The organism is Burkholderia sp. BCC0506 (assembly GCF_902833145.1).
Taxonomy (GTDB): domain Bacteria; phylum Pseudomonadota; class Gammaproteobacteria; order Burkholderiales; family Burkholderiaceae; genus Burkholderia.
The window spans coordinates 53,358-77,571 of the sequence record NZ_CADFEN010000018.1; the positions used below are offsets into that span (position 1 = coordinate 53,358).

20 protein-coding genes and 2 pseudogenes are annotated in these 24,214 nt (G+C 65.6%); 9 read left to right on the forward strand and 13 right to left on the reverse strand.

Going from position 1 to position 24,214, the window contains the following annotated elements; genetic code table 11:
- Window positions 1–180: 180 nt before the first annotated feature.
- Window positions 181–2,007 (reverse strand): translational GTPase TypA, encoded by a 1,827-nt coding sequence (gene typA / locus HWX62_RS30645; RefSeq protein ID WP_175933211.1) that lies wholly within the window; start codon window positions 2,005–2,007, stop codon window positions 181–183.
- A gap of 327 nt (window positions 2,008–2,334) precedes the next feature.
- Between typA and HWX62_RS30650 the strand changes: the two genes are divergently transcribed.
- The 4 genes from HWX62_RS30650 to HWX62_RS30665 all read left to right on the forward strand — a co-directional run bounded on the left by HWX62_RS30650 (window position 2,335) and on the right by HWX62_RS30665 (window position 7,265).
- Entirely contained in the window at window positions 2,335–2,829 is a 495-nt protein-coding gene (locus HWX62_RS30650) for a MarR family transcriptional regulator (protein WP_175933210.1), read from the forward strand.
- Between the two features lie 84 nt (window positions 2,830–2,913).
- Window positions 2,914–4,410, forward strand: a complete 1,497-nt coding sequence (locus tag HWX62_RS30655; protein ID WP_175933209.1) for an efflux transporter outer membrane subunit — start codon at window positions 2,914–2,916, stop codon at window positions 4,408–4,410.
- Window positions 4,411–4,462: 52 nt separating this feature from the next.
- Window positions 4,463–5,677, forward strand: a complete 1,215-nt coding sequence (locus tag HWX62_RS30660) for an EmrA/EmrK family multidrug efflux transporter periplasmic adaptor subunit (RefSeq protein ID WP_175985311.1) — start codon at window positions 4,463–4,465, stop codon at window positions 5,675–5,677.
- A 28-nt stretch (window positions 5,678–5,705) separates the two neighbouring features.
- Complete coding sequence (locus tag HWX62_RS30665) at window positions 5,706–7,265, forward strand: DHA2 family efflux MFS transporter permease subunit (protein WP_175933207.1); 1,560 nt, start codon at window positions 5,706–5,708, stop codon at window positions 7,263–7,265.
- A gap of 105 nt (window positions 7,266–7,370) precedes the next feature.
- On the opposite strand, the gene truB is transcribed toward HWX62_RS30665, so the two are convergent.
- From truB to HWX62_RS30710, 9 genes are all read right to left on the reverse strand, one after another.
- Window positions 7,371–8,303: a tRNA pseudouridine(55) synthase TruB gene (gene truB / locus HWX62_RS30670; protein WP_175933206.1), complete on the reverse strand. Its 933-nt coding sequence runs from the start codon at window positions 8,301–8,303 to the stop codon at window positions 7,371–7,373.
- 13 nt (window positions 8,304–8,316) lie between these two features.
- Entirely contained in the window at window positions 8,317–8,715 is a 399-nt protein-coding gene (rbfA, locus tag HWX62_RS30675) for a 30S ribosome-binding factor RbfA (RefSeq protein WP_006495346.1), read from the reverse strand.
- Between the two features lie 113 nt (window positions 8,716–8,828).
- Window positions 8,829–11,747: a translation initiation factor IF-2 gene (infB, locus tag HWX62_RS30680; protein ID WP_175933205.1), complete on the reverse strand. Its 2,919-nt coding sequence runs from the start codon at window positions 11,745–11,747 to the stop codon at window positions 8,829–8,831.
- Between the two features lie 91 nt (window positions 11,748–11,838).
- A complete protein-coding gene (gene nusA, locus HWX62_RS30685; protein WP_059499058.1) occupies window positions 11,839–13,314 on the reverse strand; it encodes a transcription termination factor NusA in 1,476 nt (491 codons plus the stop codon).
- Entirely contained in the window at window positions 13,314–13,772 is a 459-nt protein-coding gene (rimP, locus tag HWX62_RS30690) for a ribosome maturation factor RimP (protein WP_059575772.1), read from the reverse strand. The genes nusA and rimP overlap by 1 nt, the downstream gene beginning before the upstream one ends.
- A gap of 448 nt (window positions 13,773–14,220) precedes the next feature.
- Window positions 14,221–15,975 carry a 23S rRNA pseudouridine(2605) synthase RluB gene (gene rluB / locus HWX62_RS30695; protein ID WP_175933204.1) on the reverse strand — a complete coding sequence of 585 codons (1,755 nt, stop codon included), beginning with the start codon at window positions 15,973–15,975 and terminating at the stop codon, window positions 14,221–14,223.
- Between the two features lie 60 nt (window positions 15,976–16,035).
- Complete coding sequence (scpB, locus tag HWX62_RS30700; protein ID WP_175933203.1) at window positions 16,036–17,085, reverse strand: SMC-Scp complex subunit ScpB; 1,050 nt, start codon at window positions 17,083–17,085, stop codon at window positions 16,036–16,038.
- 272 nt (window positions 17,086–17,357) lie between these two features.
- A complete protein-coding gene (locus HWX62_RS30705; RefSeq protein ID WP_175933202.1) occupies window positions 17,358–18,560 on the reverse strand; it encodes a pyridoxal phosphate-dependent aminotransferase in 1,203 nt (400 codons plus the stop codon).
- Between the two features lie 75 nt (window positions 18,561–18,635).
- Entirely contained in the window at window positions 18,636–19,538 is a 903-nt protein-coding gene (locus tag HWX62_RS30710; protein WP_175933201.1) for a LysR family transcriptional regulator, read from the reverse strand.
- A 429-nt stretch (window positions 19,539–19,967) separates the two neighbouring features.
- On the opposite strand from HWX62_RS30710, the pseudogene HWX62_RS30715 reads away from it, so the two are divergent.
- Window positions 19,968–20,354 (forward strand): annotated as a pseudogene (locus HWX62_RS30715) (transposase); the annotation flags it as partial.
- Window positions 20,355–20,565: 211 nt separating this feature from the next.
- Entirely contained in the window at window positions 20,566–20,817 is a 252-nt protein-coding gene (locus tag HWX62_RS30720) for a hypothetical protein (RefSeq protein WP_175933200.1), read from the forward strand.
- 194 nt (window positions 20,818–21,011) lie between these two features.
- Here the strand turns inward: HWX62_RS30720 and HWX62_RS30725 are convergent, their stop codons facing one another.
- On the reverse strand, window positions 21,012–21,329 hold the full coding sequence (locus tag HWX62_RS30725; RefSeq protein WP_175933199.1) for a hypothetical protein: 318 nt from the start codon (window positions 21,327–21,329) through the stop codon (window positions 21,012–21,014).
- A gap of 160 nt (window positions 21,330–21,489) precedes the next feature.
- Between HWX62_RS30725 and HWX62_RS30730 the strand changes: the two genes are divergently transcribed.
- The 3 genes from HWX62_RS30730 to HWX62_RS30740 all read left to right on the forward strand — a co-directional run bounded on the left by HWX62_RS30730 (window position 21,490) and on the right by HWX62_RS30740 (window position 23,097).
- Window positions 21,490–22,206: a YdcF family protein gene (locus HWX62_RS30730; protein ID WP_175933198.1), complete on the forward strand. Its 717-nt coding sequence runs from the start codon at window positions 21,490–21,492 to the stop codon at window positions 22,204–22,206.
- 221 nt (window positions 22,207–22,427) lie between these two features.
- On the forward strand, window positions 22,428–22,703 hold the full coding sequence (locus tag HWX62_RS30735) for a hypothetical protein (RefSeq protein WP_006486101.1): 276 nt from the start codon (window positions 22,428–22,430) through the stop codon (window positions 22,701–22,703).
- 136 nt (window positions 22,704–22,839) lie between these two features.
- Window positions 22,840–23,097, forward strand: a complete 258-nt coding sequence (locus tag HWX62_RS30740; RefSeq protein WP_006486090.1) for a hypothetical protein — start codon at window positions 22,840–22,842, stop codon at window positions 23,095–23,097.
- A gap of 47 nt (window positions 23,098–23,144) precedes the next feature.
- Here the strand turns inward: HWX62_RS30740 and HWX62_RS30745 are convergent, their stop codons facing one another.
- Entirely contained in the window at window positions 23,145–23,435 is a 291-nt protein-coding gene (locus HWX62_RS30745) for a putative quinol monooxygenase (protein ID WP_175933197.1), read from the reverse strand.
- 515 nt (window positions 23,436–23,950) lie between these two features.
- A pseudogene (locus HWX62_RS30750) lies at window positions 23,951–24,214 on the reverse strand (DDE transposase); the annotation flags it as partial.

Consider the following 24,214-nt stretch of genomic DNA (forward strand, 5'->3'; position numbering starts at 1 on the left):
AGAACCGATACCGGAGTTCACGGCGGAATGTGCGTGAAAGCACCGTGCGGCGGGGTTTTGCCGGATTGCGCCGGCGCGCGGGAACAGTGTTTTGCAGGCAATCCGGTTGCACGGTGCGCGGATGCAAAAAAGGCTGCCCGGAGGCAGCCCTTTTTCGTCGTGCTCGGGAACGGTCGATGCTCAGTCGACCGCGCCTTCGCGGCTCGCGCGGCGACGCTCGTGCTCCTTCAGGAAGCGCTTGCGCAGGCGGATCGACTGCGGCGTCACTTCGACGAGCTCGTCGTCGTCGATGAATTCGACCGCGTATTCCAGCGACATCTGGACCGGCGGCACGAGACGCACGGCTTCGTCGGTACCCGACGCGCGCACGTTCGTCAGCTGCTTGCCCTTGATCGGGTTCACGACGAGGTCGTTGTCACGGCTGTGGATGCCGATGATCATGCCCTCATACAGCGCGTCGCCCGGCTTCACGAACATGCGGCCGCGATCCTGCAGCTTCCACAGTGCGTAGGCGACCGCCGCGCCGTCGTCCTGCGAGATCAGCACGCCGTTGCGGCGCTCGAACACCGAACCGTCCTTGACCGGCGCGTACGAGTCGAAGATGTGGCTCATCAGGCCCGTGCCGCGCGTGAGCGTCAGGAATTCGCTCTGGAAACCGATCAGGCCGCGCGCCGAGATCCGGTATTCCAGGCGCGTGCGGCCGCGGCCGTCCGACGCCATGTCGAGCATTTCGCCCTTGCGGCGGCCCAACTCTTCCATCACGCCGCCCTGGTGCTCGTCCTCGACGTCGACCGTCAGCAGCTCGTACGGCTCGTGCTTCACGCCGTCGATTTCCTGCATCACCACGCGCGGACGCGAAACCGCGAGTTCGTAGCCTTCGCGGCGCATGTTCTCGACGAGAATCGTCAGGTGCAGCTCGCCGCGGCCCGACACTTCGAACACCGTTTCGTCGCCGGTATCCTTCACGCGCAGCGCGACGTTGTGGTTCAGTTCCTTCATCAGGCGGTCGCGGATCTGGCGGCTCGTCACGAACTTGCCTTCGCGGCCGGCGAGCGGCGACGAGTTGACGAGGAAGTTCATCGTCAGCGTCGGCTCGTCGACGGTGATCATCGGCAACGCTTCCGGCGTGTCGACCGCACAGATCGTCGCGCCGATGCCGACGTCTTCAATGCCGTTGATCAGCACGATGTCGCCCGCTTCGGCCGATTCGACCTGCACGCGCTCGAGGCCCTTGAACGACAGCACCTGGTTGATCTTGCGGTTCAGCACCTCGCCTTCCGGACCGAAGCGCATCACGACCGGCTGGCCCGGCTTGATGCGGCCGCGCGTGATGCGGCCGACGCCGATCCGGCCGACGTACGTCGAATAGTCGAGCGACGTGATCTGCAGCTGCAGCGGCGCTTCCGGGTCGGCCGGGCGAACCGGCACGTGCGCGAGGATCGCCTCGAACAGCGGACGCATGTCGCCTTCGCGGGCCGCCGGATCGAGCGACGCGTAGCCGTTCAGGCCCGATGCATAGACGATCGGGAAGTCGAGCTGCTCTTCGGTCGCGCCGAGCTTGTCGAACAGGTCGAAGGTCTGGTTGATGACCCAGTCGATCCGCGCGCCCGGACGGTCGATCTTGTTGACGACGACGATCGGCTTCAGGCCGAGCGCGAGCGCCTTCTTCGTGACGAAGCGCGTTTGCGGCATCGGGCCCTCGACGGCGTCGACGAGCAGCAGCACCGAGTCGACCATCGACAGCACGCGCTCGACTTCGCCGCCGAAGTCCGCGTGCCCCGGCGTGTCGACGATGTTGATGTGCGTGCCTTCGTATTCGACCGCGCAGTTCTTCGCGAGAATCGTGATCCCGCGCTCTTTTTCGATGTCGTTCGAATCCATCACCCGCTCCGCAATCTGCTGGTTCTCGCGGAAGGTGCCGGACTGGCGGAGCAGTTGGTCGACGAGCGTGGTCTTGCCGTGGTCGACGTGGGCGATGATGGCGATATTGCGAAGGGCGCGGGTCATAGAAACCTGGAAATCGTTTGAACGCGCAAACGCGCGCGCTCGTTTTGCACGGGCGCGCGCGTTGCAGCTTGGAAAGCCTCAAATTATAGCACGTGCGAGTGTCGAGAGCCGACCCGGACGGTGCGACGCAGCAAAACGACCTGCACCGCCCTCCTTTCCCGAACAAACGACGCGCTTGCCGACCACCGTCGGCGGCGCGAAAAACCTTATCGAGATAAGGGATTCTCGCCGGACACAGCGCGCGCTTTGCCGTTCGATTAACATTTGCCGCGGCAAGCAATTGTCCCTATACTGCTGCCTAGTCAACTATTGCAGCTTCAGGGTTTTATGTCGGATTCTCCTACCCCACCGTCCGTGTCGCCGCTGTCTTCGTATCAGATGAACGACAGCGTCGGTTATTTGATGTCACGCGTGAAGTCGGTGATGACCAACCTCGTCACGCAACGCACGCAGGAAGAGCTCGGCATCACGGGCACGCAGGCGAGCATGCTGTTCATGATCGCGGTCGGCAGATGCTCGACGGCGGCCGAGCTCGCGCGCGAATACGGAATCGACGCAAGCGCGGTCACGCGCCTGCTCGACCGGGTCGAGAAACGCGGCCTGCTGTCGCGCGTGCGCAGCGTCGAGGATCGGCGCGTCGTGCGGCTCGAGCTCACCGACGAAGGCCGTGCGCTGGCCGAACGGCTGCCGCCCATTTTCCGCAGCGTGCTCGACCAGGTGCTGGACGGGTTTACGCCGGAAGAAGTCGGGTTCCTGAAGAGCATGTTGCGCCGCATTCTCAGCAACTATTGCGAGACGGCCGGCGGTAGCATCACGCAATAGTTGCCATAACAATTACTTTTGACAGATTAATGTAAGGAAATCCTTGCAGTGTCCATCATTCATTCCGAGTCAGGGGTTAGCACGATGAAATCGTCCCCGTTGTCCGTGCGCGCCGGGTCGTGCCGCGCCGCCGTCGCCGCCGCGGTCGCCGCCCTGGCGCTGGCGGGCTGCGCGAATTACATCGGCATCAAGAGCGACAAGCAGATCGCCCCCGCGTCGCAGTTCGAATCCGCCCAGAGCCTGCCGGCCCAGGGCGGCCAGTGGCCGGCACTCGACTGGGCGAGCCAGTTCGGCGATCCGCAACTGCCGAAACTGATCGACGAAGCGCTGCAAGGCAACCCGTCGATCGCGCAGGCGCAGGCGCGTATCGCGAAGGCCTCGTCGTACATCGAATCGTCGCGCTCGAACCTGATGCCGAAGGCCGAAGCCAGCTATTCGTGGACGCGCGAACTGTATTCGGCGAACGGGCTGTTCCCGCCCCCGTACGGCGGCCAGTGGTACAGCGAGAACAACGCGCTCGCGAGCGCGTCGTGGGAACTCGACCTGTGGGGCAAGAACCGCGAACGCCTGCATACGGCCGTATCGCAGGAAAAAGCCGCCGAAGCCGACATGCAACAGGCCCGCATCACGCTCGCGTCGTCGGTCGCGCGCACCTACAACTCGCTCGCGCAGCTCTATGCGCTGCGCGACATCGCGCAACGCGAGATCGCCAACCGCGAGACGGTCGGCAAGATCACCGACGGTCGCGTATCGGCCGGCCTCGACACCAACGTCGAACGCCAGACGGCCCGCGGCAACATCGCGACGACGCAGGCTTCGCTGTCGGACCTCGACGGCCAGATCACGACGGTGCGCTACCAGCTCGCCGCGCTGCTCGGCAAGGGTCCGGATCGCGGGCTGCAGATCGCGGCGCCCGTGATGAACCCCGGCGGCAACGTCACGCTGCCCGGCAACCTGCCGGCCGATCTCGTCTCGCGCCGCCCCGACATCGTCGCCGCGCGCTGGCAGGTCGAAGCCGCGATGCACGACGTGAAGGAAGCGAAGGCCGAGTTCTACCCCGACGTGAACCTCGCGGCCGGTTTCGGCTTCGATGCGTTCGGCTGGGGCAAATTCCTGAACTTCGCGAGCCGCCAGGCGCAGTTCGGCCCGGCGATCCACCTGCCGATCTTCGACGCCGGCGCGCTGCGCGCGCAACTCAAGGGCCGCTACGCCGACTTCGACCTGTCGGTCGCGAACTACAACCAGACGCTGATCAGCGCGCTGAACGACGTCGCCACGCAGGTCGCGTCGATCCGCGCGATCGATCGCCAGATGGGCGACGCCCAACGTGCGCTCGACGCGTCGACGCGCGCGTACGATCTCGCGGTCATCCGCTACAAGGCCGGCCTGTCGCCGCAACTGCAGGTGCTGACGGCGGACAGCAACCGCCTCGCAGCGGAACAGACGGTGACCAACCTGAAGATGCGCCGGCGCGACATGCAGCTCGCCCTGATCAAGGCGCTCGGCGGCGGGTTCGACGCGACCGGCACGCCGCTCGCCGCACCCGATGCGGCCACGCCGACCCGACAAGCCGCCAACTGAGCCGGCGCCACCACTACGCAGACACTCGAAATAACGGACGGAGAAAATCGCCATGAGCGACCAACAAAACGCCGCCAGCGCGCAGCCGCAGAACAACGGCAAGCGCAAACGAATGATGACGTTGCTCGTCGCGGTCATCGTGATCGCGGCCATCGCATACGGCCTGTACTACTTCCTCGTCGCCCGCTTCCATGAAGACACCGACGATGCCTACGTGAACGGCAACGTCGTACAGATCACGCCGCAAGTCACCGGCACCGTGATCGCCGTGAAGGCCGACGATACGCAAACCGTCAAGGCCGGCGATCCGCTCGTCGTGCTCGATCCGGCCGATTCGCAGGTCGCGCTGCAGCAGGCGGAAGCCAACCTCGCGCAGACGGTGCGCCAGGTGCGCGGCCTGTTCGTCAACGACGACCAGTACCGCGCGCAAGTCGCGCTGCGTCAGTCCGACCTGTCGAAGGCCCAGGACGACCTGCGTCGCCGCCTGGCCGTCGCGCAGACGGGCACCGTCTCGCAGGAAGAAATCTCGCATGCCCGCGACGCGGTGAAGGCCGCCCAGGCATCGCTCGACGCCGCGCAGCAGCAACTCGCATCGAATCGCGCATTGACCGCGAACACGACGATCGCATCGCACCCGAACGTGATGGCCGCCGCCGCGAAGGTGCGCGATGCGTACCTCGCGAACGCACGTAACGTGCTGCCGGCGCCGGTTACCGGCTACGTCGCGAAGCGCTCGGTGCAGGTGGGCCAACGCGTGTCGCCCGGCAACCCGCTGATGTCGGTGGTGCCGCTCAATGCCGTGTGGGTCGATGCGAACTTCAAGGAAGTCCAGCTGAAGCACATGCGCATCGGCCAGCCGGTCGAGATGACGGCCGACATCTACGGTTCGTCGGTCACGTACCACGGCAAGGTCGTCGGTTTCTCCGCCGGCACGGGCTCGGCGTTCTCGCTGCTGCCGGCGCAGAACGCGACCGGCAACTGGATCAAGGTCGTGCAGCGCCTGCCGGTGCGAATCGAGCTCGACCCGAAGGAACTCGACAAGCATCCGCTGCGTATCGGCCTGTCGATGCAGGTCGACGTGGACATCAAGGACGAACGCGGCGACCAGCTCGTCAATGCGCCGAACACCATCTACGAGACCAACGTGTTCGCGAAATACGGCGACGAAGCCGACGCCGAAATCGCACGCATCATCGCCGAGAACGCGGGCAGCAACGCGCCGGCGCCGGTCGCGGCCAAGCAGAACAGCGCCGCGAAAATGATGTAACCGTTCCGACTCCGGAAAGACAACCGACATGGCACAGGCTCCTGTCTCCCACCCGCCCTTGCAGGGCGGGCAACTCATACTCGGGACGATCGCGGTATCGCTCGCGGTGTTCATGAACGTGCTCGACACGTCCATCGCGAACGTCGCGATCCCGACCATCTCGGGCGACCTCGGCGTGTCGTCCGACCAGGGCACGTGGGTCATCACGTCGTTCGCGGTCGCGAACGCCATCTCGGTGCCGCTGACCGGCTGGCTGACCGACCGTTTCGGGCAAGTCCGCCTGTTCCTGTCGTCGATCATCCTGTTCGTCATCTCGTCGTGGATGTGCGGGCTGTCGCCGAACCTGCCGTTCCTGCTCGCCTCGCGCGTGCTGCAGGGCGCGGTCGCCGGACCGATGATTCCGCTGTCGCAAGCGCTCCTGCTGTCGAGCTATCCGCGCGCGAAGGCACCGATGGCGCTCGCGCTATGGGCGATGACGACGCTGATCGCGCCCGTCGCGGGCCCGATTCTCGGCGGCTGGATCTCGGACAACTATTCGTGGCCGTGGATCTTCTACGTCAACATCCCGGTCGGCATCGCCGCCGCCGCCGCGACGTGGGTGATCTATCGCAATCGGGAGTCGGCCGTACGCCGCGCGCCGATCGACGGCGTGGGTCTCGCGCTGCTGGTCGTCTGGGTCGGCTCGCTGCAGATCATGCTCGACAAGGGCAAGGATCTCGACTGGTTCGCGTCGACGACCATCGTCGTGCTCGCGCTGACCGCCATCATCGCGTTCGCGTTCTTCGTGATCTGGGAGCTGACCGCCGAGCACCCGGTCGTCGACCTGTCGCTGTTCCGCATACGGAACTTCACCGGCGGCACGGTCGCGCTGTCGATCGGGTACGGCCTGTACTTCGGCAATCTCGTGCTGTTGCCGCTGTGGCTGCAGACGCAAATCGGCTACACCGCGACCGACGCCGGCCTCGTGATGGCGCCGGTCGGGTTGTTCGCCATCCTGTTGTCGCCACTCACCGGGAAGTATCTGCCGCGCACCGATCCGCGCTTCATCTCGACGGCGTCGTTCCTGACGTTTGCGCTGTGCTTCTGGATGCGTTCGCGCTACACGACGGGCGTCGACGAATGGTCGCTGACGCTGCCGACGCTCGTACAGGGTATCGCGATGGCCGGCTTCTTCATCCCGCTGGTGTCGATCACGTTGTCCGGCCTGCCCGGCCACCGCATTCCCGCGGCGTCCGGCCTGTCGAACTTCGTGCGGATCATGTGCGGCGGTATCGGCACGTCGATCTTCCAGACCGCGTGGGACCACCGCAACAATTTCCATCACGCGCAACTGGTCGAGCAGGCGAACCCGTACAACCCGACGTTCAACCAGGCCGTCACGCAGATGGGCAACCTCGGGCTGTCGCAGAACCAGGCGCACGGGCTCATCAACAACATGGCCACGCAACAGGCCGCGCAGCTCGGCGTGAACGATCTTTTCTATATCTCGGCAGTCATCTTCGTGCTGCTGATCGGACTGATCTGGATCACCAAGCCCGAACGCGCGGGCGGCGGCGATGCCGGTGCGGCGGCGTCGGCAGCGCACTGAGCGCTACCTGGCACTGCATCACTGCACGTCATGCCAAACAAAAAGCCCGGTCGAAACGACCGGGCTTTTTGCATTCTGCTACGTTCACTTGCGTGCGCTGCTGCGTCATGGAGCCGTCACGACAAGCCGTTCCGGGGCAAGCACGCCATTCGCCTTGCGCGCCACGCCGAGCAGCCGCGTTGCGTCGTACACGCGCACGCGCTCGCCATCGGCCGCGTCGATCGGCTCGAGCGCCGACAGCGGCAGGCGCTGGCCGTGCAGAAACCGCTTCGCGGACGCGTCGTCGAGCCGAATGGCGGGAAACGTCGACAGCAACGCATCGACCGGCTGAAGCCACGCGTCGCGCGCCGCTTCGGCAGCGTCCGACAGCGCATCGAGCGTCACCGCATGCTCGAGCGTCAGCGCACCGACGCCCGTGCGACGCAGCATCGTCAGATGCGCACCGCAGCCGAGCGCCTCGCCGATATCTTCCGCGAGCGTACGCACGTAGGTTCCCTTGCTGCAAGTCACGCGAAACGTCACGTCGGGCAGCTCGCAGGCAAGCAGTTCGAGCGCATGGATCGTCACGTTGCGACCTTCCCGTTCGACGGTCTGGCCGGCCCGCGCGTATTCATACAACGGCTTGCCGTCGCGCTTGAGCGCCGAATACATCGGCGGCACCTGCACGATGTCGCCGGTGAAGCGCACGAGTGCGGCTTCCACCGCCGCGCGATCGCATTCGACGGGCCGCGTGTCGATCACGTCGCCTTCCGCGTCGCCGGTGGCCGTGCGCTGGCCCAGACGCATCGTCGCTTCGTAGGTCTTGTCGGCGTCGAGCAAGTCCTGCGAAAACTTGGTCGCCTCGCCGAAACACAGCGGCAGCAGGCCCGAAGCCAGCGGATCCAGCGTGCCGGTGTGGCCGGCTTTCTTCGCGAGAAGCAGGCGCTTTGCGCGAATCAGCGCATCGTTGCTCGACAGGCCGACCGGCTTGTCGAGCAGAAGAACGCCGTCCAGCACGCGCCGGGGCACGCGCGGACGTTGGGGTGCTGCATTCGTCATAGGCCGGTCGAGCTCAGTCGTCCTTGGCAGGCGCGTCGGCCTCGTCGTCGTCCTTCGCGCGCGTCGAATTCGCTTCCTTGATCAGGCGCGACATTTCCACGGCCTTCTCGATCGTCTGGTCGTAGTGGAAATGCAGCGTCGGCACCGTATGAATGTGCAGGCGCTTGAACAGCAGGTTGTGCAGGTGACCCGACGCATGGTTCAGCGCCTCCTGCGTCTTGTCCGGATCGCCGGTGAGCGCCGTGAAGTAGACCTTCGCGTGCGCATAGTCCGGCGTGAGTTCCACGCTCTGGATGGTCACGATGCCGATGCGCGGATCCTTGACCTCGCGCATGATGAGCTCGGACAGATCGCGCTGAATCTGGTCGGCGATCTGAACGTTGCGATTGGGGGAAGTACGTTTCCTGGACATGATCGATCCGTGATCCGTTTATCAGGATGAAGCGGCAGCCATTTCGGCACGCCACCATGAAAATGGGCGGGACAGGCCCAAGCCTGCCCCGCCCATGAGCCGATACGCGACGATTACAGCGTACGCGCGACTTCGGTCACTTCGAAGACTTCGAACTGGTCGCCTTCGATGATGTCGTTGAAGTTCTTCACCGACATACCGCACTCGAAGCCCTGCTTCACTTCCTTCACGTCGTCCTTGAAGCGCTTCAGCGATTCGAGTTCGCCCGTGAAGATCACGACGTTGTTGCGCAGCACGCGCACCGACGACGAGCGCTTGACGATACCGTCCGTGACCATACAGCCTGCGACCGTGCCGACCTTCGGTACCTTGAAGACCTGGCGCACCTCGACCATGCCGGTCACGACTTCGCGCTTCTCCGGCGCCAGCATGCCCGACATCGCCGCCTTCACCTCATCCACTGCGTCGTAGATGATGTTGTAGTAGCGGATATCGATGCCGTTCGCCTCGGCCAGCTTGCGTGCCTGTGCATCCGCACGCGTGTTGAAGCCGATGATGACCGCCTTCGATGCCGTCGCGAGGTTGACGTCGTTTTCGCTGATGCCACCGACCGCGCTGTGCACGATCTGCACGCGCACTTCGTCGGTCGACAGCTTGAGCAGCGACTGCACGAGCGCTTCCTGCGAACCCTGCACGTCTGCCTTGATGATGAGCGGCAGGTTCTGCACTTCGCCTTCGCCCATCTGCTCGAGCATGCTTTCCAGCTTCGCGGCCTGCTGCTTCGCCAGCTTCACGTCGCGGAACTTGCCCTGACGGAACAGCGCAATTTCACGCGCCTTGCGCTCGTCCGGCAGCACGATCACTTCCTCGCCCGCACCCGGCACTTCCGACAGACCCTGGATTTCGACCGGGATCGACGGGCCGGCTTCCTTCGTCGGCTTGCCGTTCTCGTCGAGCATCGCACGGACGCGGCCGTAGGCCGTCCCTGCCAGCACGATGTCACCGCGGTTCAGCGTACCGGACTGCACGAGGATCGTCGCGACCGGGCCTTTACCCTTGTCGAGCTTCGCTTCGATCACGATGCCCTTGGCCGGCGCTTCGACCGGTGCCTTCAGTTCCAGCACTTCGGCCTGCAGCAGCACGTTCTCGAGCAGATCGTCGATGCCCGCGCCCGTCTTGGCCGACACCGGCACGAACGGCGAATCGCCACCGTACTCTTCCGGCACGACGCCTTCCGCGACCAGCTCCTGCTTGACGCGATCCGGGTTCGCTTCCGGCTTGTCGATCTTGTTGATCGCAACGACGATCGGCACGCCACCCGCCTTCGCGTGGGCGATGGCTTCCTTCGTCTGCGGCATCACGCCGTCGTCGGCCGCCACCACCAGCACCACGATGTCGGTCGCCTTCGCGCCGCGTGCACGCATCGCCGTGAACGCTTCGTGACCCGGCGTATCGAGGAACGTGATGACGCCGCGCGGCGTGTCGACGTGATAAGCGCCGATGTGCTGCGTGATGCCGCCCGCTTCGCCCGCGGCAACCTTTGCGCGACGGATGTGGTCGAGCAGCGAGGTCTTGCCGTGGTCGACGTGACCCATCACCGTGACGACCGGCGGACGCGGCAGTTGCTCCGCATCGGTACCGGTTTCGCCTTCGACGAGCAGCGCTTCCGGATCGTCCAGCTTCGCGGCAACCGCGCGGTGGCCCAGTTCCTCGACGATGATCATCGCCGTTTCCTGGTCCAGCACCTGGTTGATCGTGACCATCTGGCCCATCTTCATCATCACCTTGATGACTTCGGAGGCCTTGATCGACATCTTGTGCGCGAGATCGGCAACCGACACGGTTTCCGGCACGTGCACTTCACGAACGATCGGTTCGGTCGGCGCCTGGAACGACGATGCGTTGTCCTGGTGACGGCCGCGCCCCTTCGGGCCGCCGCGCCAGCCCCGGTCGACGCCGCCGCTCGAATCGCCGCGCGTCTTGATGCCGCGACGCTTGGACGCGTCGTCCTGCCAGCCGCCCTTGCCGGCGCCCGGTTTCTTGTTGCGGTCGCCCGCGCCTGCCGGCGCCTGCGTCGTGGCCGGTGCCGCGGCGCCGGCCGGCTTCTTCACGGCCGGACGCGCCTGCGCACCCTCCGGCTTCGCCGGCTTGTGCAGCGTGCCCTTCGCTTCGGCCGGCTTCGCCGGTTCCGCCGGTTTCGGCGGCTCGACTGCCTTGACCACGGCCTTGCGCGGCGTGTTCATCATTTCGCGGATCGCGCGTGCTTCGGCTTCTGCCGCCGCGCGACGCTTGCTGATCTCTTCCTGCTCGGCGCGCGCCTTGTCGGCTGCCTCGCGCGCGGCGTCCTCGGCCTTCTTCGCCGCTTCGCGCTGTGCCGCACGTTCGGCGGCCGCGCGTGCTTCGTCCTGCGCGGATTGCGTCGGCGCCGGTTCCTGCTCGGCTGCGGCAGCCTGCCGGGCGGCCGCCTGCTGTGCTGCCGCGGCTTCCGCCGCGGCACGCTTCGCCGCCGCCTCTTCCTCGGCGCGACGGCGCTCGGCCTCGGCCGCTTCCTCGCGGGCGCGACGCTCGGCTTCCTCGCGTTCGAGGCGTTCCTGCCGCTCGCGCAGCTCCTGCGCCTGCTTCTCGAGCAGCTCGGCCTCGCGGCGCGCCTCTTCCTCGCGACGCTTCAGTTCCGCATCGTCGTCCGCTTCGGCGACCTGCGCCTGACCCTGTTCCGCACCTTCGCTCACGTCGTCGCGCTTGACGAACGTACGCTTCTTGCGGACCTCGACCTGAATGGTGCGAGCCTTGCCCGTCGCGTCAGATTGCTTGATCTCCGACGTATGCTTGCGGGTCAGCGTGATCTTGCGCTTGTCGCCGTCGGTTGCGCCGTGCGACTTGCGCAAATGATCGAGCAGACGCGCCTTGTCCGCTTCGGACAGCGCATCGTCTTCACTCGCTTTCTGGACGCCCGCTGCCTGCAGCTGTTCGAGCAGCACACCAGCAGGCATTTTCAGTTCCGCGGCAAATTGGGCTACGTTGTTACTCGCCATTCATTCCTCTTAGTGCAAGGACCGATTCCTTGCGGTTAGCATCGGGTCAGGCCATACGGCCGCCATCAAATCAGTGCGCCATGGTCATTTCTCACTGGAACCAGTGTTCACGTGCTTTCATGATCAACGCCTTAGCGGCATCCTCTTCCATCCCGGTCATGTCGACCAGTTCATCTACAGCCAGCTCGGCGAGATCGTCGCGCGTCTGCACGCCGTGTTCGGCCAGCTTCGCGAGCAGCTCCGGCGTGATGCCGTCGAGGCTCTTGAGATCCAGCGCTGCGTTCTCGACCTTTTCTTCGTTCGCGATGGCCATCGTCAACAGCGCATCGCGCGCGCGGTTGCGCAGTTCGTGCACGGTGTCCTCGTCGAACGCTTCGATTTCGAGCATTTCGTTGAGCGGCACGTACGCGATTTCTTCGAGGCTCGTGAAGCCTTCGTCGATCAGGATGTCGGCAACTTCTTCGTCGACGTCGAGACGCGCCATGAACAGTGCACGCAGCCGGTCGCGCTCTTCACCCTGCTTCAGGGCGGATTCGTCCGGCGTCATGATGTTGATCTGCCAGCCGGTCAGCTCGCCGGCAAGGCGAACGTTCTGACCGCTGCGGCCGATCGCGACAGCCAGTTCGTTCTCGTCGACGACGACGTCCATCGAATGCTTTTCTTCATCGACGACGATCGACTGGACGGCTGCCGGCGCGAGCGCGCCGATCACGAACTGGGCGGGATCCTCCGACCATAGCACGATGTCGATGTTTTCGCCACCGAGCTCGTTGCGCACGGCCTGCACGCGGGAACCGCGGATGCCGACGCAGGTGCCGATCGGATCGATCCGCTTGTCGTATGCGATGACGCCGATCTTCGCGCGCACGCCCGGGTCGCGGGCAGCCGCCTTGATCTCGAGCAGGCCCTGCTCGATTTCCGGCACTTCCATCTCGAACAGCTTCATCAGGAATTCGGGCGCCGTGCGCGACAGCTCGATCTGCGGGCCGCGCGCGGTGCGGTCGACCTTCGCGATGTACGCACGCACGCGGTCGCCCACGCGCAGGTTTTCCTTCGGGATCAGCTGATCGCGGCGCAGCAGCGCCTCGACGCGGCCCGACTCGACGATGAAGTTGCCCTTGTCGAGGCGCTTCACCGTACCCGTCATGATCTTTTCGCCACGCTCGAGGTAGTCGTTCAGGATCTGCTCGCGTTCCGCGTCGCGCACCTTCTGCAGGATCACCTGCTTCGCGGCCTGCGCGCCGATGCGGCCGAACTCGATCGACGGAACGGGTTCCTCGACATACTCGCCGACTTCGACGTCGGGATTCTGCTCACGCGCTTCGAACAGCAGGATCTCGCGATCCGGCTCCTGCAAGCCTGCCTCGTCCGGCACGACGAGCCAGCGACGGAAGGTTTCGTGCTCGCCGCTTTCGCGATCGATATGGACGCGGATTTCGGCGCCTTCGTCGAACAGCTTCTTGGAAGCGGACGCGAGCGCAGCCTCGAGGGCGCCCAGCACCACATCCTTGTCGACGTTTTTCTCGCGCGCCAGCGCATCCACCAGCATCAACACTTCGCGACTCATTATTTGCGGCTCCTAAAGTCAACTTGCGGAATCAGGCGAGCTTTGTCGATATCGGCCAGCGTGAAATCCAGCATGGCTGCCTCGCCCTTCTTCCCCTCAAATTCCAAACCGATCGTTTCGCCATTCGGCGCGTGCAGAATGCCCCGGTACGTCTTGCGCCCGTCCAGCGGCTTTTTCAAGGTCACGGAAGCTTCGCTGCCGGCGAAGCGCTCGAAGTCGGCCAGCTTCTTCAACGGGCGGTCGAGCCCCGGGGACGAGACTTCGAGCCGTTCGTAATCGATGTTTTCGACCGTCAAGACGTGCTGGAGCTGACGCGTGACCTTTTCGCAATCTTCGAGCGAGATGCCGGCAGGCTGATCGATATAGATGCAAAGCATGCCGCGCCCGGTGCGCTCGAGATCCACCAGCTCGTAGCCGAGCCCGGTGACCGTGGTTTCTATCAGTTCCGTCAGTTGCACAGTGTCCTCTCAGGTGTTCGCGCCCGCCGCTCGCGATTCACCCGCGGGCGCGCGCCTTAGCCGGCGCAGGAAGCGCTACCCGAGATGCCTAACCGTTTCAGCAAAAAAAAATGGGCGGAACGCCCATCTTCTTACTGGTGGTCGCACCTGAGCCGCACATTGAATCCGTACGCCCAGCGACTCCGCGATTATAGCGATTTTTGGCGCAAACGCCAAGCCAGCCGGTAAAAGCAGCGTGTCGACTGCCTTTACGGACCGAAAACGCGACGTCGAGGCGCCTGACCGACCGGCACCGCCCTGCCGCCCCGGCGATCGTCACTGTCGCGGCACGCGACATAGATGCAGCCGAAACTCGTCAATGCAAGGCGTCATGTCGACGAAGCCGGCCGGATGCCGGCTCGCCGACACGCCGACGGCTGTGCGCCGCCGTACGCCCGTCGAGCCGTGCCTAGCGGCTGCGCGTACGGCTGCGCTGCGGACGCTGACCGCCGCGCGGGCCGCCATTGCCGGCACCCTCGGCGCGATTGCCGTTCGGATTGCGATTGCCGCCGCCCTTGCCGCCGCGCTTGCCGCCCATCCCATCGCGCTTGGGGCCTGCGCCATACGACGCGCGATTGCCGTCGACATCGCGACCGCCGCCCGCTCGGTTGCCGTCGCGGCCTCCGCCCATGCGGTTGCCATCGCGACCGCCGCCCGTGCGGTTGCCGTAACCCGACGGCGCGACCGGCAGGCTGCCGTAGCCGCTCAGGCCCGGCAAGCCCGGCGCACCGCGTCGGCCACCGCCACGACGCGGCTGGTCGAGTTGCCCGTGCGTCGTCAGCACCGGCTCGCGGCTGATGAAGCCCATCGACGTCTGCATCGGATCGGGTTGACGACGCTCGGCCGGACCGGCTGCGCCGCGCTTGCCCTTCTCCTCGGACGGCGCCTTCAGGCCGACGGTCGCCATCAGCTTGCGCACCTGCGCGTCGTCGAGCTCCTCCCAACGGCCACGCTTGAGGCCGCGCGGCAGCGGAATCGGGCCGTGACGCGTACGAATCAGCCGGCTCACCATCAGGCCGACCGCCTCGAACATCCGGCGCACTTCGCGGTTGCGGCCTTCGGCCAGCGCGACGTGATACCAGTGGTTCGTGCCTTCGCCGCCGCCATCGCGGATGCGCAGGAAATTCGCCGGACCGTCGTCGAGCTCGACGCCGTGCAGCAGCTTCTGCCGCATGCCTTCGGACAGCTCGCCAACGACGCGCACCGCGTACTCGCGCTCGACGCTGTAACGCGGATGCATGAAGCGGTTCGCGAGGTCGCCCGACGTCGTCAGCATCAGCAGCCCTTCGGTATTGAAGTCGAGGCGGCCCACCGCCAGCCATTTCGCCGTCTTCATCGGCGGCAGGCGGTCGAACACCGACGGACGGCCTTCCGGATCCGCGTGGCTGACGATTTCGCCCGTCGGCTTGTGATACAGCAGCACGCGCGGCGGCTTGTTCGGCAGCTTGCGCTTGACCGGCTTGCCGTTGATCCGCACCTGGTCGGTCGGCATGATCCGCTGGCCGATGTGCGCGGGCTCGCCGTTTACCGACACGCGGCCGGCGACGATCAGTTCTTCCATTTCGCGGCGCGAGCCCATGCCCGCTTCCGCCAGCACCTTGTGGAGCTTCGGCGCGTCGTCGTCCGGCGACAGCACGCGCTTGTTCGCCGGCTGGTTGCGGCCGCGGCGCAGCATCGGCGCACGCACGCCGCTACCGCCCGCGGAGTTGTCCGCGTCGAAGGCCGGCGACGTCACGTACGCGAACAGTTCGTCCTGGGTCGCGTCGCCCTCCGCGGCTTTCGCCGCGCCACCTTCGGCTTTCGATGCACCGCGACGGCCCTGGCCGCCTTGACCGCCCTGACCACCCTTGGCCGCGCCTTCGCGCTTGCCGGCCGGCTTGCGGGCGCCCTTGGCCGCACCTTCCTTGCGCGGCGCACGCGCCGGCGGCGCATCGGCAGCCTCGGCCGGCTGCGCATCCGCGCCCTCGGCACCCTGCTGCTCGCCTTCGGCGCCCTTCGACTTGGCCGCCGCGCGACGCCGCGCGATCAGGCTGCGCGGGCCGCGCCGCAGACCGCGGCGGGGACGCTCGTCGCCACCCGCCGAAGCATCCTGCTCCGGTGCATCGTCGGCACGCGCTGCCTGCACGGCAGGCGCGGACGATTCAATATCGTGGATATCTGTCAAAACAACCTCAAAATGTCAGGTCTCGCGCCCGGCGCGGGCGCGGCAAGAAGTTGGCCGCGATCAGGCGCGACGCTGTTCGGGTTCTGCTTCGTCGTCCGGCAGCGCATCGGCGCCGATGGGCGCACTGGCGCTTCGTACGGCATCCGCGAGACTGTCGGACGTGTCGTCCAGCGTCTCGTCGTCCGCGGGACGGGAACGGGAGGCGTCGGCCCGATCGGCCTCGCCGGGCATGTCGCCGGCCGCTTCCGTCCCACCTCCGGCAGCCGCTTCGGCGGCCGGCTTGCGATCTTCCTCGCCCCCATCCGCGCGCTGCGGCTCGGGCTGCACACCGGTCGGCACGACTTCGGCGCCAACCTGTTCCGTCTGTTCCGTCTGTTCCGTTTGCTCGCGATCAGCATCGAGCGTATCGCGACTCGGCATTTCCTGCGTCGACGCGACGTCGGCCACGGCCTCGCCAGCCCCCTCGGTCGACTCGCCGGCGCGCGGCACTTCATCCGCCCGCGCCTGCTGCACGTCGCCCGCCGCGTCGTCGGCCACCGGCACGTCACCGTCGAAATCCATGGCCTGCTGCGCAAGCAGCGCGGCCTCGATGTTCGCGGCCGGCTCTTCGAGCGCCGGCAGATCGTCGAGCGCCTTCAGGCCGAGATCGTCGAGGAATTGCTTGGTCGTCGCATACAGCGCCGGACGCCCCGGCACGTCGCGATGCCCGATCACCTCGATCCAGCCGCGATCCTCGAGTTGCTTGACCACCTGCGTATTGACCGTGACGCCGCGAATCTCTTCGATGTCGCCGCGCGTGACGGGCTGCCGGTACGCGATGATCGCGAGCGTTTCCAGCACCGCGCGCGAGTATTTCGGCGGCTTCTCGGGATGCAGGCGATCCAGATAGTGACGCATCGCCGGTTTGCTCTGAAAGCGCCATCCGGTCGCCAGCGCCACCAGTTCGACACCGCGACCGGACCAATCCTGTTTCAGATCTTCGAGCAACGTGCGGACCGTGTCAGCCGACACGCCGTCGGCAAAGAGCTTGCGCAAATCGCCGAGCTTCAGCGGTTCCTGCGCGCAGATCAAAGCAGTCTCGAGGACGATCTTCGCCTCTTGGGTATTCATGCAGCTAGGCCAGACCCTGTGGTCAAACGAACCGGATCAACAAACAGACGAAAGGAACGGAAGACGCGCTCGCCCGATTCTGATCGGTCATATTGATGGGAGCACGAACCGGGGGCGGCGAACCAACTTCAGGCCAGGCCCAAACCGGACGGAACAGCACGGCTCAACGACGGAACCGCGTGACTGAGCGCCATATTACGCAAAATTGCCCGGTGCGTAAAGATGAGCGGAACAGCCCGCCGCCCGGGCGGGCCAAGCGCTCCGTCCCCGCTTCAGCGGGCGCCCGCACCGTGCGCAAGAAACCGGCGCAGACGTTCGACGCCCGCGTCGAGCCGCGCCGGATCGCACGCATAACACCAGCGCACGAACCCTTCTCCCTCCGGGCCGAATGCGCGCCCGGGCGCAAGGCCGAGCCCCGCGTCGCGTACGAGCGTCTTGCAGAACGCCAGGCTGTCGGTCGCGCCCGGCAGCCGCAGGAACAGGTACATCGCGCCGGGCGGAGGCGGCACCTCGACGCCCGGCAGCGTCCGCAGCGCGGCGACCAGGTGATCGCGGGCGTCGCGTAGCGCGGTGACGAACGACCGCACGAACGGCTCGCCGTCGCGCAACGCGACCTCGGCCGCGGCCTGCACGAAGCCCGGCGCGCACGACGTGTTGTATTCGACGAGCTTCGACAGGTCGGCCATCACCGATGCCGGCGCAATCAGCCATCCGAGCCGCCAGCCCGTCATCGCCCATGCCTTCGAGAATGAATTCACGACCACGACGCGCTCGTCGCGCGACGCGATATCGAGGAACGACGGCGCGCCGCCCTCGCCGAAGGCAAGCCGCTCGTACACCTCGTCGGCGACCAGCCAGATGCCGTGACGGCGGCAATGGGCGAGCACGGCCCGCTGATCGTCGCGCGACATCGTCCAGCCGGTGGGGTTGTTCGGCGAATTGATCAGCAGCATCCGCGTATCGGGCGTCAGCGCCGCGAGCAACCGGTCGACATCGAGCTGCCAGCCCGCGTCGCCGTAGCCGAGCGGCACGCATTCGACCTGCGCGCCGAGGATCTTCGGGATCTCGACGAGATTCGGCCACAGCGGCGTGACCGCGACGACACGTTCGCCCGGCCCGACCAGCATCTGGGCAGCCAGCATCAGCGCACTGACGCCCGAACTCGTCACGGCTACCGTGTCGACCGCCGTTGCGCCGTGACGTGCGCCGACATAGGCCGCGATCGCTTCGCGCAGCGGCGCCGCACCGAGATTGTGCGTGTAGAACGTCGCGCCGTCGCGCAGCGCCGCCGCTGCGGCGTCGCGGATGAAGTCCGGCGTCACGCGGTCGGATTCGCCGAACCAGAACGGCAACACGTCCGGCACGCCGAAGCCGGCGTTTGCGACCTCGCGGATCAGCGACGCACGCAGCGCGTGCACCGCGGCGCGCGCCGCCGGCCCATCGTTCGCCAGGAAAAGACCTGCTGAATGCGTCATCGAGAACCACCGCTGAGGAACACGATCCGCGTAGTGTACCGGCCGGCCAGCCGGGCCGGCGCACGCCCATGCGCGTCAGTCGAGATCCTCGGCCCTCGCCGGCATTTGCCGCACGAGCTCCCAGATCGCCTGCGCGGCGGGCGACAACGACCGGTCGCGGCGGCGCACCAGCTCGACGGTGCGTTCGGTGCGCGGCGTGAGCGGCCGCGCAACGAGCGTCGAGCCGGCGGGCAGCGGCAGCGACAGCCACGGCTGCACACTCACGCCGACACCGGCCTCGACCAGCCCGAACACGGTCGCCGAATGCCCGAGCTCCTGCATGACCGTCGCGTTGACGCGATGCGTGGCCAGCGCCGCGTCGATCAGCGGCCGGCTGCCCGACGCATGATCGAGCAGCACGAGACGCTCGCCGTCCAGCGCCGACCACGGCACCTCGGCCCGCGCCGCGAGCGGATGGTCGGCGCGCGCGACAAGGCAGAACGAATCGGTCATCAACGGCTCGCAGACGAGATCGGCGACCGTCAGCGGTCCGATCACGACGCCGAAATCGACTTCACTCGATTTCACCTTGCGCAGCACGTCGCTCTGCACGTCGTCGCGCAGGCCGAGCGTCACGAACGGGAACTGGCGCTCGCACGATGCCACCACGCGCGGCATCAGCCTGCATGCGATCGTCGGGCTGGCCGCGACGATCACGCGCCCGCGGCGCTGCTCGCCGATCTCGCGAATCTCGCGCAGCGTGTCGTCGAGATCGTCGAGCTGGCGCGACACGCTCGCGATCAGGTTCGCACCGACGTCGGTCAGTTGCACGTCGCGCGTCGTGCGGTCGATCAGCTTCAGCCCGAGCTCGGCCTCCAGCTCGCGCACGCAGCGGCTGACCGCGGACTGCGTGAGCCCGATCTCGTCACCCGCCCGACTGAAGCTCTTGAGCCGCGCGACTTCGATGAATACGCGAAGCTGGCGCAGCGTAACGTTCATCTCGTGACCTCATCAATCGTCGATATCGATGCGCGATTTTAATGCGCGAACCGGCTTCGGTGATTCAATCCGGCACCCGCCGCACATGTTTCGCTGCGGTGCAATACATTCGCAAACGCACGTGGCATGGGCGAATTGCACAAGATTGGTGATTGTCCCGATTTGCCGACGGGTTATTTTGGCGTCTTATACGCCCCTAGCTGACTTAGCCGTCAGCTCGCTGCCAAGCGGCTCTCGAGGGATTCACCTCCGACATGGCACGCTTCGTGCATTACCTGGCGCACAGGGCACAGGTTCGCCGGACGGAAGAGCAGAAACGCCGCTGCCGGCCAACCGGACGCCCCCACCCGGCACTCGACGATCGAGTGCTTGAAGAGTGCGCGGCGCAGGGCAGCGCACCGGAGTTAGCTTCGCTGAGGTGAGGACATGATGCTGTTCGACGATTTGAGAGATAACGAGTGGGCGCTGGTCGAGGGTCTGTTTTGCTCGGAGCCCGCACGGAGTGAGCGGCGTGGCCGTCCCCGTGTCGAGGCCCGGTCGGTGGTCAACGCCGTGCTGTGGGTGCTGTCGACGGGCGAAGGCTGGTCGAAACTGCCGGGCCGCTATCCGTCCCCGCCGACCTGCCGCCGCCGCTTCGACGAATGGCAGGCGGACGGTACGCTCGCCGAAATCGTGAAACGACTCGGCACGAGCGGCCGGCAGATCTCGCTGCGCGGACGCATCGGCGCAAGCGCGGCGAAACCGCCCGCACCGCCGAGCCGCGACCGGCTGCGCGGCGCCTTCTGGACCAATCCGGAATCCTGGCGCGCGCCCGTCAAGATGGCGTGACGAATGCTCGATCGGGCGGCTTCGGCCGCCCGGTTTCTTTCTGCGACGTGACCTTTTTCGCGACGCATGTCTTGCCGTCGATTACCGTTGTCGTGCCGCGAAACATCTATTTACCAATATTTACAGCAAGCCTGCACTCCCACGCTTACCTTAGCGACATATCAACAGGCCGCACGGACGGCTTGAAGGGAGCCCCGCCATGAAAACAATGTCACTGCTCGTTGCATGCGGCATTGTCGTTTCCGTGGCGCTGACCGCTCCTGCCCATGCCGACGATCGCGCGAAACCGCCTCATCGTCAGCAGGATCATCGCAACACCCTCCGCCAGCCGCCGTCCGCCACCCCGTCCAGCCGGCAAACCGTGCCGCGCGGCGACTTGCGCGGCGACATCGCCAGCAACGCACGGGCGCGGATCGGCTCGCAGCCGCCGGGCGTGCCGCGTCATCCGTAGTCCTGCCGATTTCCAGATTTCGCCAAAGAAATTACCCGCATCCGGGAACTGCGCCGTACGCGGCGAGTCACATCGTTGCCATGAGCACAGCGTGGCAGCAGCAAAAGTATCCGGTACGCCCGTATCCTCGCGATACGGGCTTTTTTTTGTGCAGCCGGCCTGCGCGGCGATGCACGGGGCGGGATGGCGTATCGCTACAGGCGGCTTTCGAGAATCGCCACGGCGCTCGCTTCGCTCAATGCGTAGTCGTCCATGCGGCGATCGGTCCAGGAAAGCAATTTCTCGTCGCGCTCGAGGCGCGAGAATTCGGCTCGACCGCTGTCGGTCAGTACGGCGATGTCGACCGGGGCATGGAAGCCCGGCGCGGGGGCAACGGTCTTCTGCCTGACCGTATCCATCAGCCCGAGCGAACGGAGATACTCGAACACGCCCGGGCGGCGTGCCCACGGTACCTGGCGGTACTGCACTCGTCTCAATGCGTCGAGCACCGCTTCGTTGGAATACGTGGTCATCTCGATTCTTTCTTAAAGTGCAGCGACAATGCGAAGCGGCGCACCGGGCGGGGTCTCCGCCCGCCGAAACCGCCACCGATTCTGGAGGCCGACGTCGTTCGGCGTCGCGTCAGGGCCGGATCGTCAGCCGTCCATAAAAAGACACCATACCCCAATCAAATTGATTCTGTTCGATTCATTTGTACTTCTCTTCATCGGTTTCATGCTCTGCCGCAAGCAGCGCCGAACCATTTCGATCGCCGCCGGCGCGCTGTCGTGGCTGCTCGCGACGGGCTGGCTCGCGGCGCCGCTGATCGCGTGGACCGAGGCCGGCGTCACGCCGGTCGAGCATCCCGACATGCACGGGCGAACCACGCTGATCCTCATCGGCGCCGGTACGCACCGCACCGACACCGGCTTGCAGCCGCCGCCCGACGGCTTCGCGCGCATCCTCAAGGTCGCGACGCTCTATCGCACGTGCCGACAACAGGCCGAACGTTGCACCGTCGTGATGTCGGGCGGCGACCCGCAGCATCACGGCGACTCCGAGGCGGCCGTCTACGGGCGCCAGCTCGTCGCCCAAGGCGTGGCTCCGGCCGACCTCGTGCTCGAACCGAACAGCCGCACAACCTACGAAAACGCGAAATTCACTGCATCTATACTACGCTCACAGCATGACGACGCGCGCATTCTCGTCACGTCGTCGTACCAGATGCGTCGGGCGCTGCTCGATTTCCATCGTTTCGACATCGATCCGCAGCCCGTTTATGCGAATCGCCGGCGCGCGCAGACGGGGTGGCTGCCGCGGTGGCGCAATGTGGTCAACGCCGAACTGGCGCTGCACGAGCTGGTCGGAATTGCGCAATTCCACGTGTATCGTTGGCTCGGCTGGTTCTGACGACTGCGCGACAGCCGGCCTCGAAATCGCTGCACCATCCTGGATGGCAGACGCGTGACGACGCGCATGAAGTGTTGCGCGACTTCAACGGGGCCTTGCGTCGTGCGGCGATCCGGTGCACATTGATCCGTCACTTTTGTTACACTCGACACGCACTCGATTGCAGTCGCCAGACAAAACGGCAACACTCGGGTTCATCACCACTTAGCGGAGGTAAAGCAATGAAGAAGACGTCCCTGGCTATCCTGGTAGCGATGTCGGCACTGACTGGCGCAGCGTATGCGCAAGAGAGCACGCAGATCCAGACCATCACCGATCCGGCCAAGATCGCCGAGATCGAGCAGCGTGCACAAGCGCTGCAACAGCAGCAAGCGGCCGAAGCGGCTCAGCCGGCGGCGCAGGAAGAGCATCACCACGGCAAGAAGGCTGCGCATCACAAGGCAGCAGCGAAGAAGGCCGGCAAGAAGGCGAAGGCTGCAGACGCTGCCAGCCAGTAAGTTCGGCGGCACCGCTCCAGCGAAAAGCCGAATCCGGGCAACCGGGTTCGGCTTTTTTGGTTGCGGCGCCCGCGCGCTGTGCTAAAGTCGCGCACCGAAATTTTCCACCCGTGCGCACCCCGGTGCGGAGGACAGCATGAGCAACATTCAACTCGACATCGAGTGGACCGAAGCCGCCACTCGCAAGATCAAGCAACTGATGCCCCGCGGCTCGGACGACGCATTCCTCGCGCTGCCGCCGATCGAGTGCCTGCCGATGGAGGGCGACGTGCTGTTCCTCGGCCCGCAAGGCAAGCAGCAACCGTTCATCGTTGCCGAGCGCCAGTATCACCATGATGGCGACGCCGACTGGACGATCATCCTGATCCTCGACGTACCGAGCGCGTCGCACTGACGCGCCGCCGCGACCGGACACGTCCGGTCGCCCTACCCGGCTCGGACTCAGACGAGCTTCGACAGCACGCGGATTTCGGAACGCTCGATCCAGTCCGCGGCCGTTTCGCGATAAGCGAGAATGTGCGCGGAACGCGCGTGCTCGGCCAGCGCGGCCTCGCTCTCCCACCGCTCGACGAATACGAACCGCGCCGGCTCCTTCAGATCCCGGTGCAGGTCGTACTGCAATGCGCCGGCTTCGTTGCGGGTCGGCTCGACGATTCCCTCGAGCGCGGCGCGCAATTTTTCCTCGGCGCCCGGCTTCGCCACGATCAGCGCCACGACTGCGATTTCCGCCATTCCCGCCCCCTTCATCCGAAAAAATCAGAGAATACGCGAATCCCGCACCACGCATCGGCTACACCGACACGGCATGACGGCGGCACAAAAAAAATAGCCCGCGCTTCAGAGAAGCGCGGGCGAAACCGTCGCCCTACGAGGATAGGCGACGGGGCCATCGAGATCCGCACGCAGGTGCGGATCGTCATCTGTTGCGTCGACGCTTGGTGCGTCGACATGTGAAGGTGTCGATACCGTTGTTCGGGCGCGCGCGGCGCCTTCCCGGCCTCTGACACCATCCTCCCTGTTCTAACGATTCCAACCTATTAAGCAGGTTGCGTGCCAGGCATTGCACGCCAAGTACCACATTGATTTATAAGGAAAATTTTTCAGATTGGCGACAATGTGACACGTGTTCTGTCGTCGTAACGCGCGGATGTTACGTAACGTCACGAGGCAGGGCCGGACCGCCCGGACACGCGTATGCGCCGCCGGAGCGGCAATGAAAAAAGCCCGCCGAATGGCGGTAATGCCGTTCAGTTAAGGTTTTTCCGAAGATATCGAACGGCATAACGGGCAGGACGGGACTTGACGGCCCGATCGCATTTGCGGTCGGGCCGTTTTACATTGATGAGTAGCTTGAGGTGCTCGCGAAGTCGCTTGAGAACGGCGGGCAGCTTGGCAAAGGCAGGTGTGCGTGCGGCCCACATCATCTCGTGCTGGATGAGATGGAACGACCGAATGAAGCTCCGTTCGGTCGGTTCGCACTTGGCCTCAAAGGCCGCGCCGGCCATCTCGCG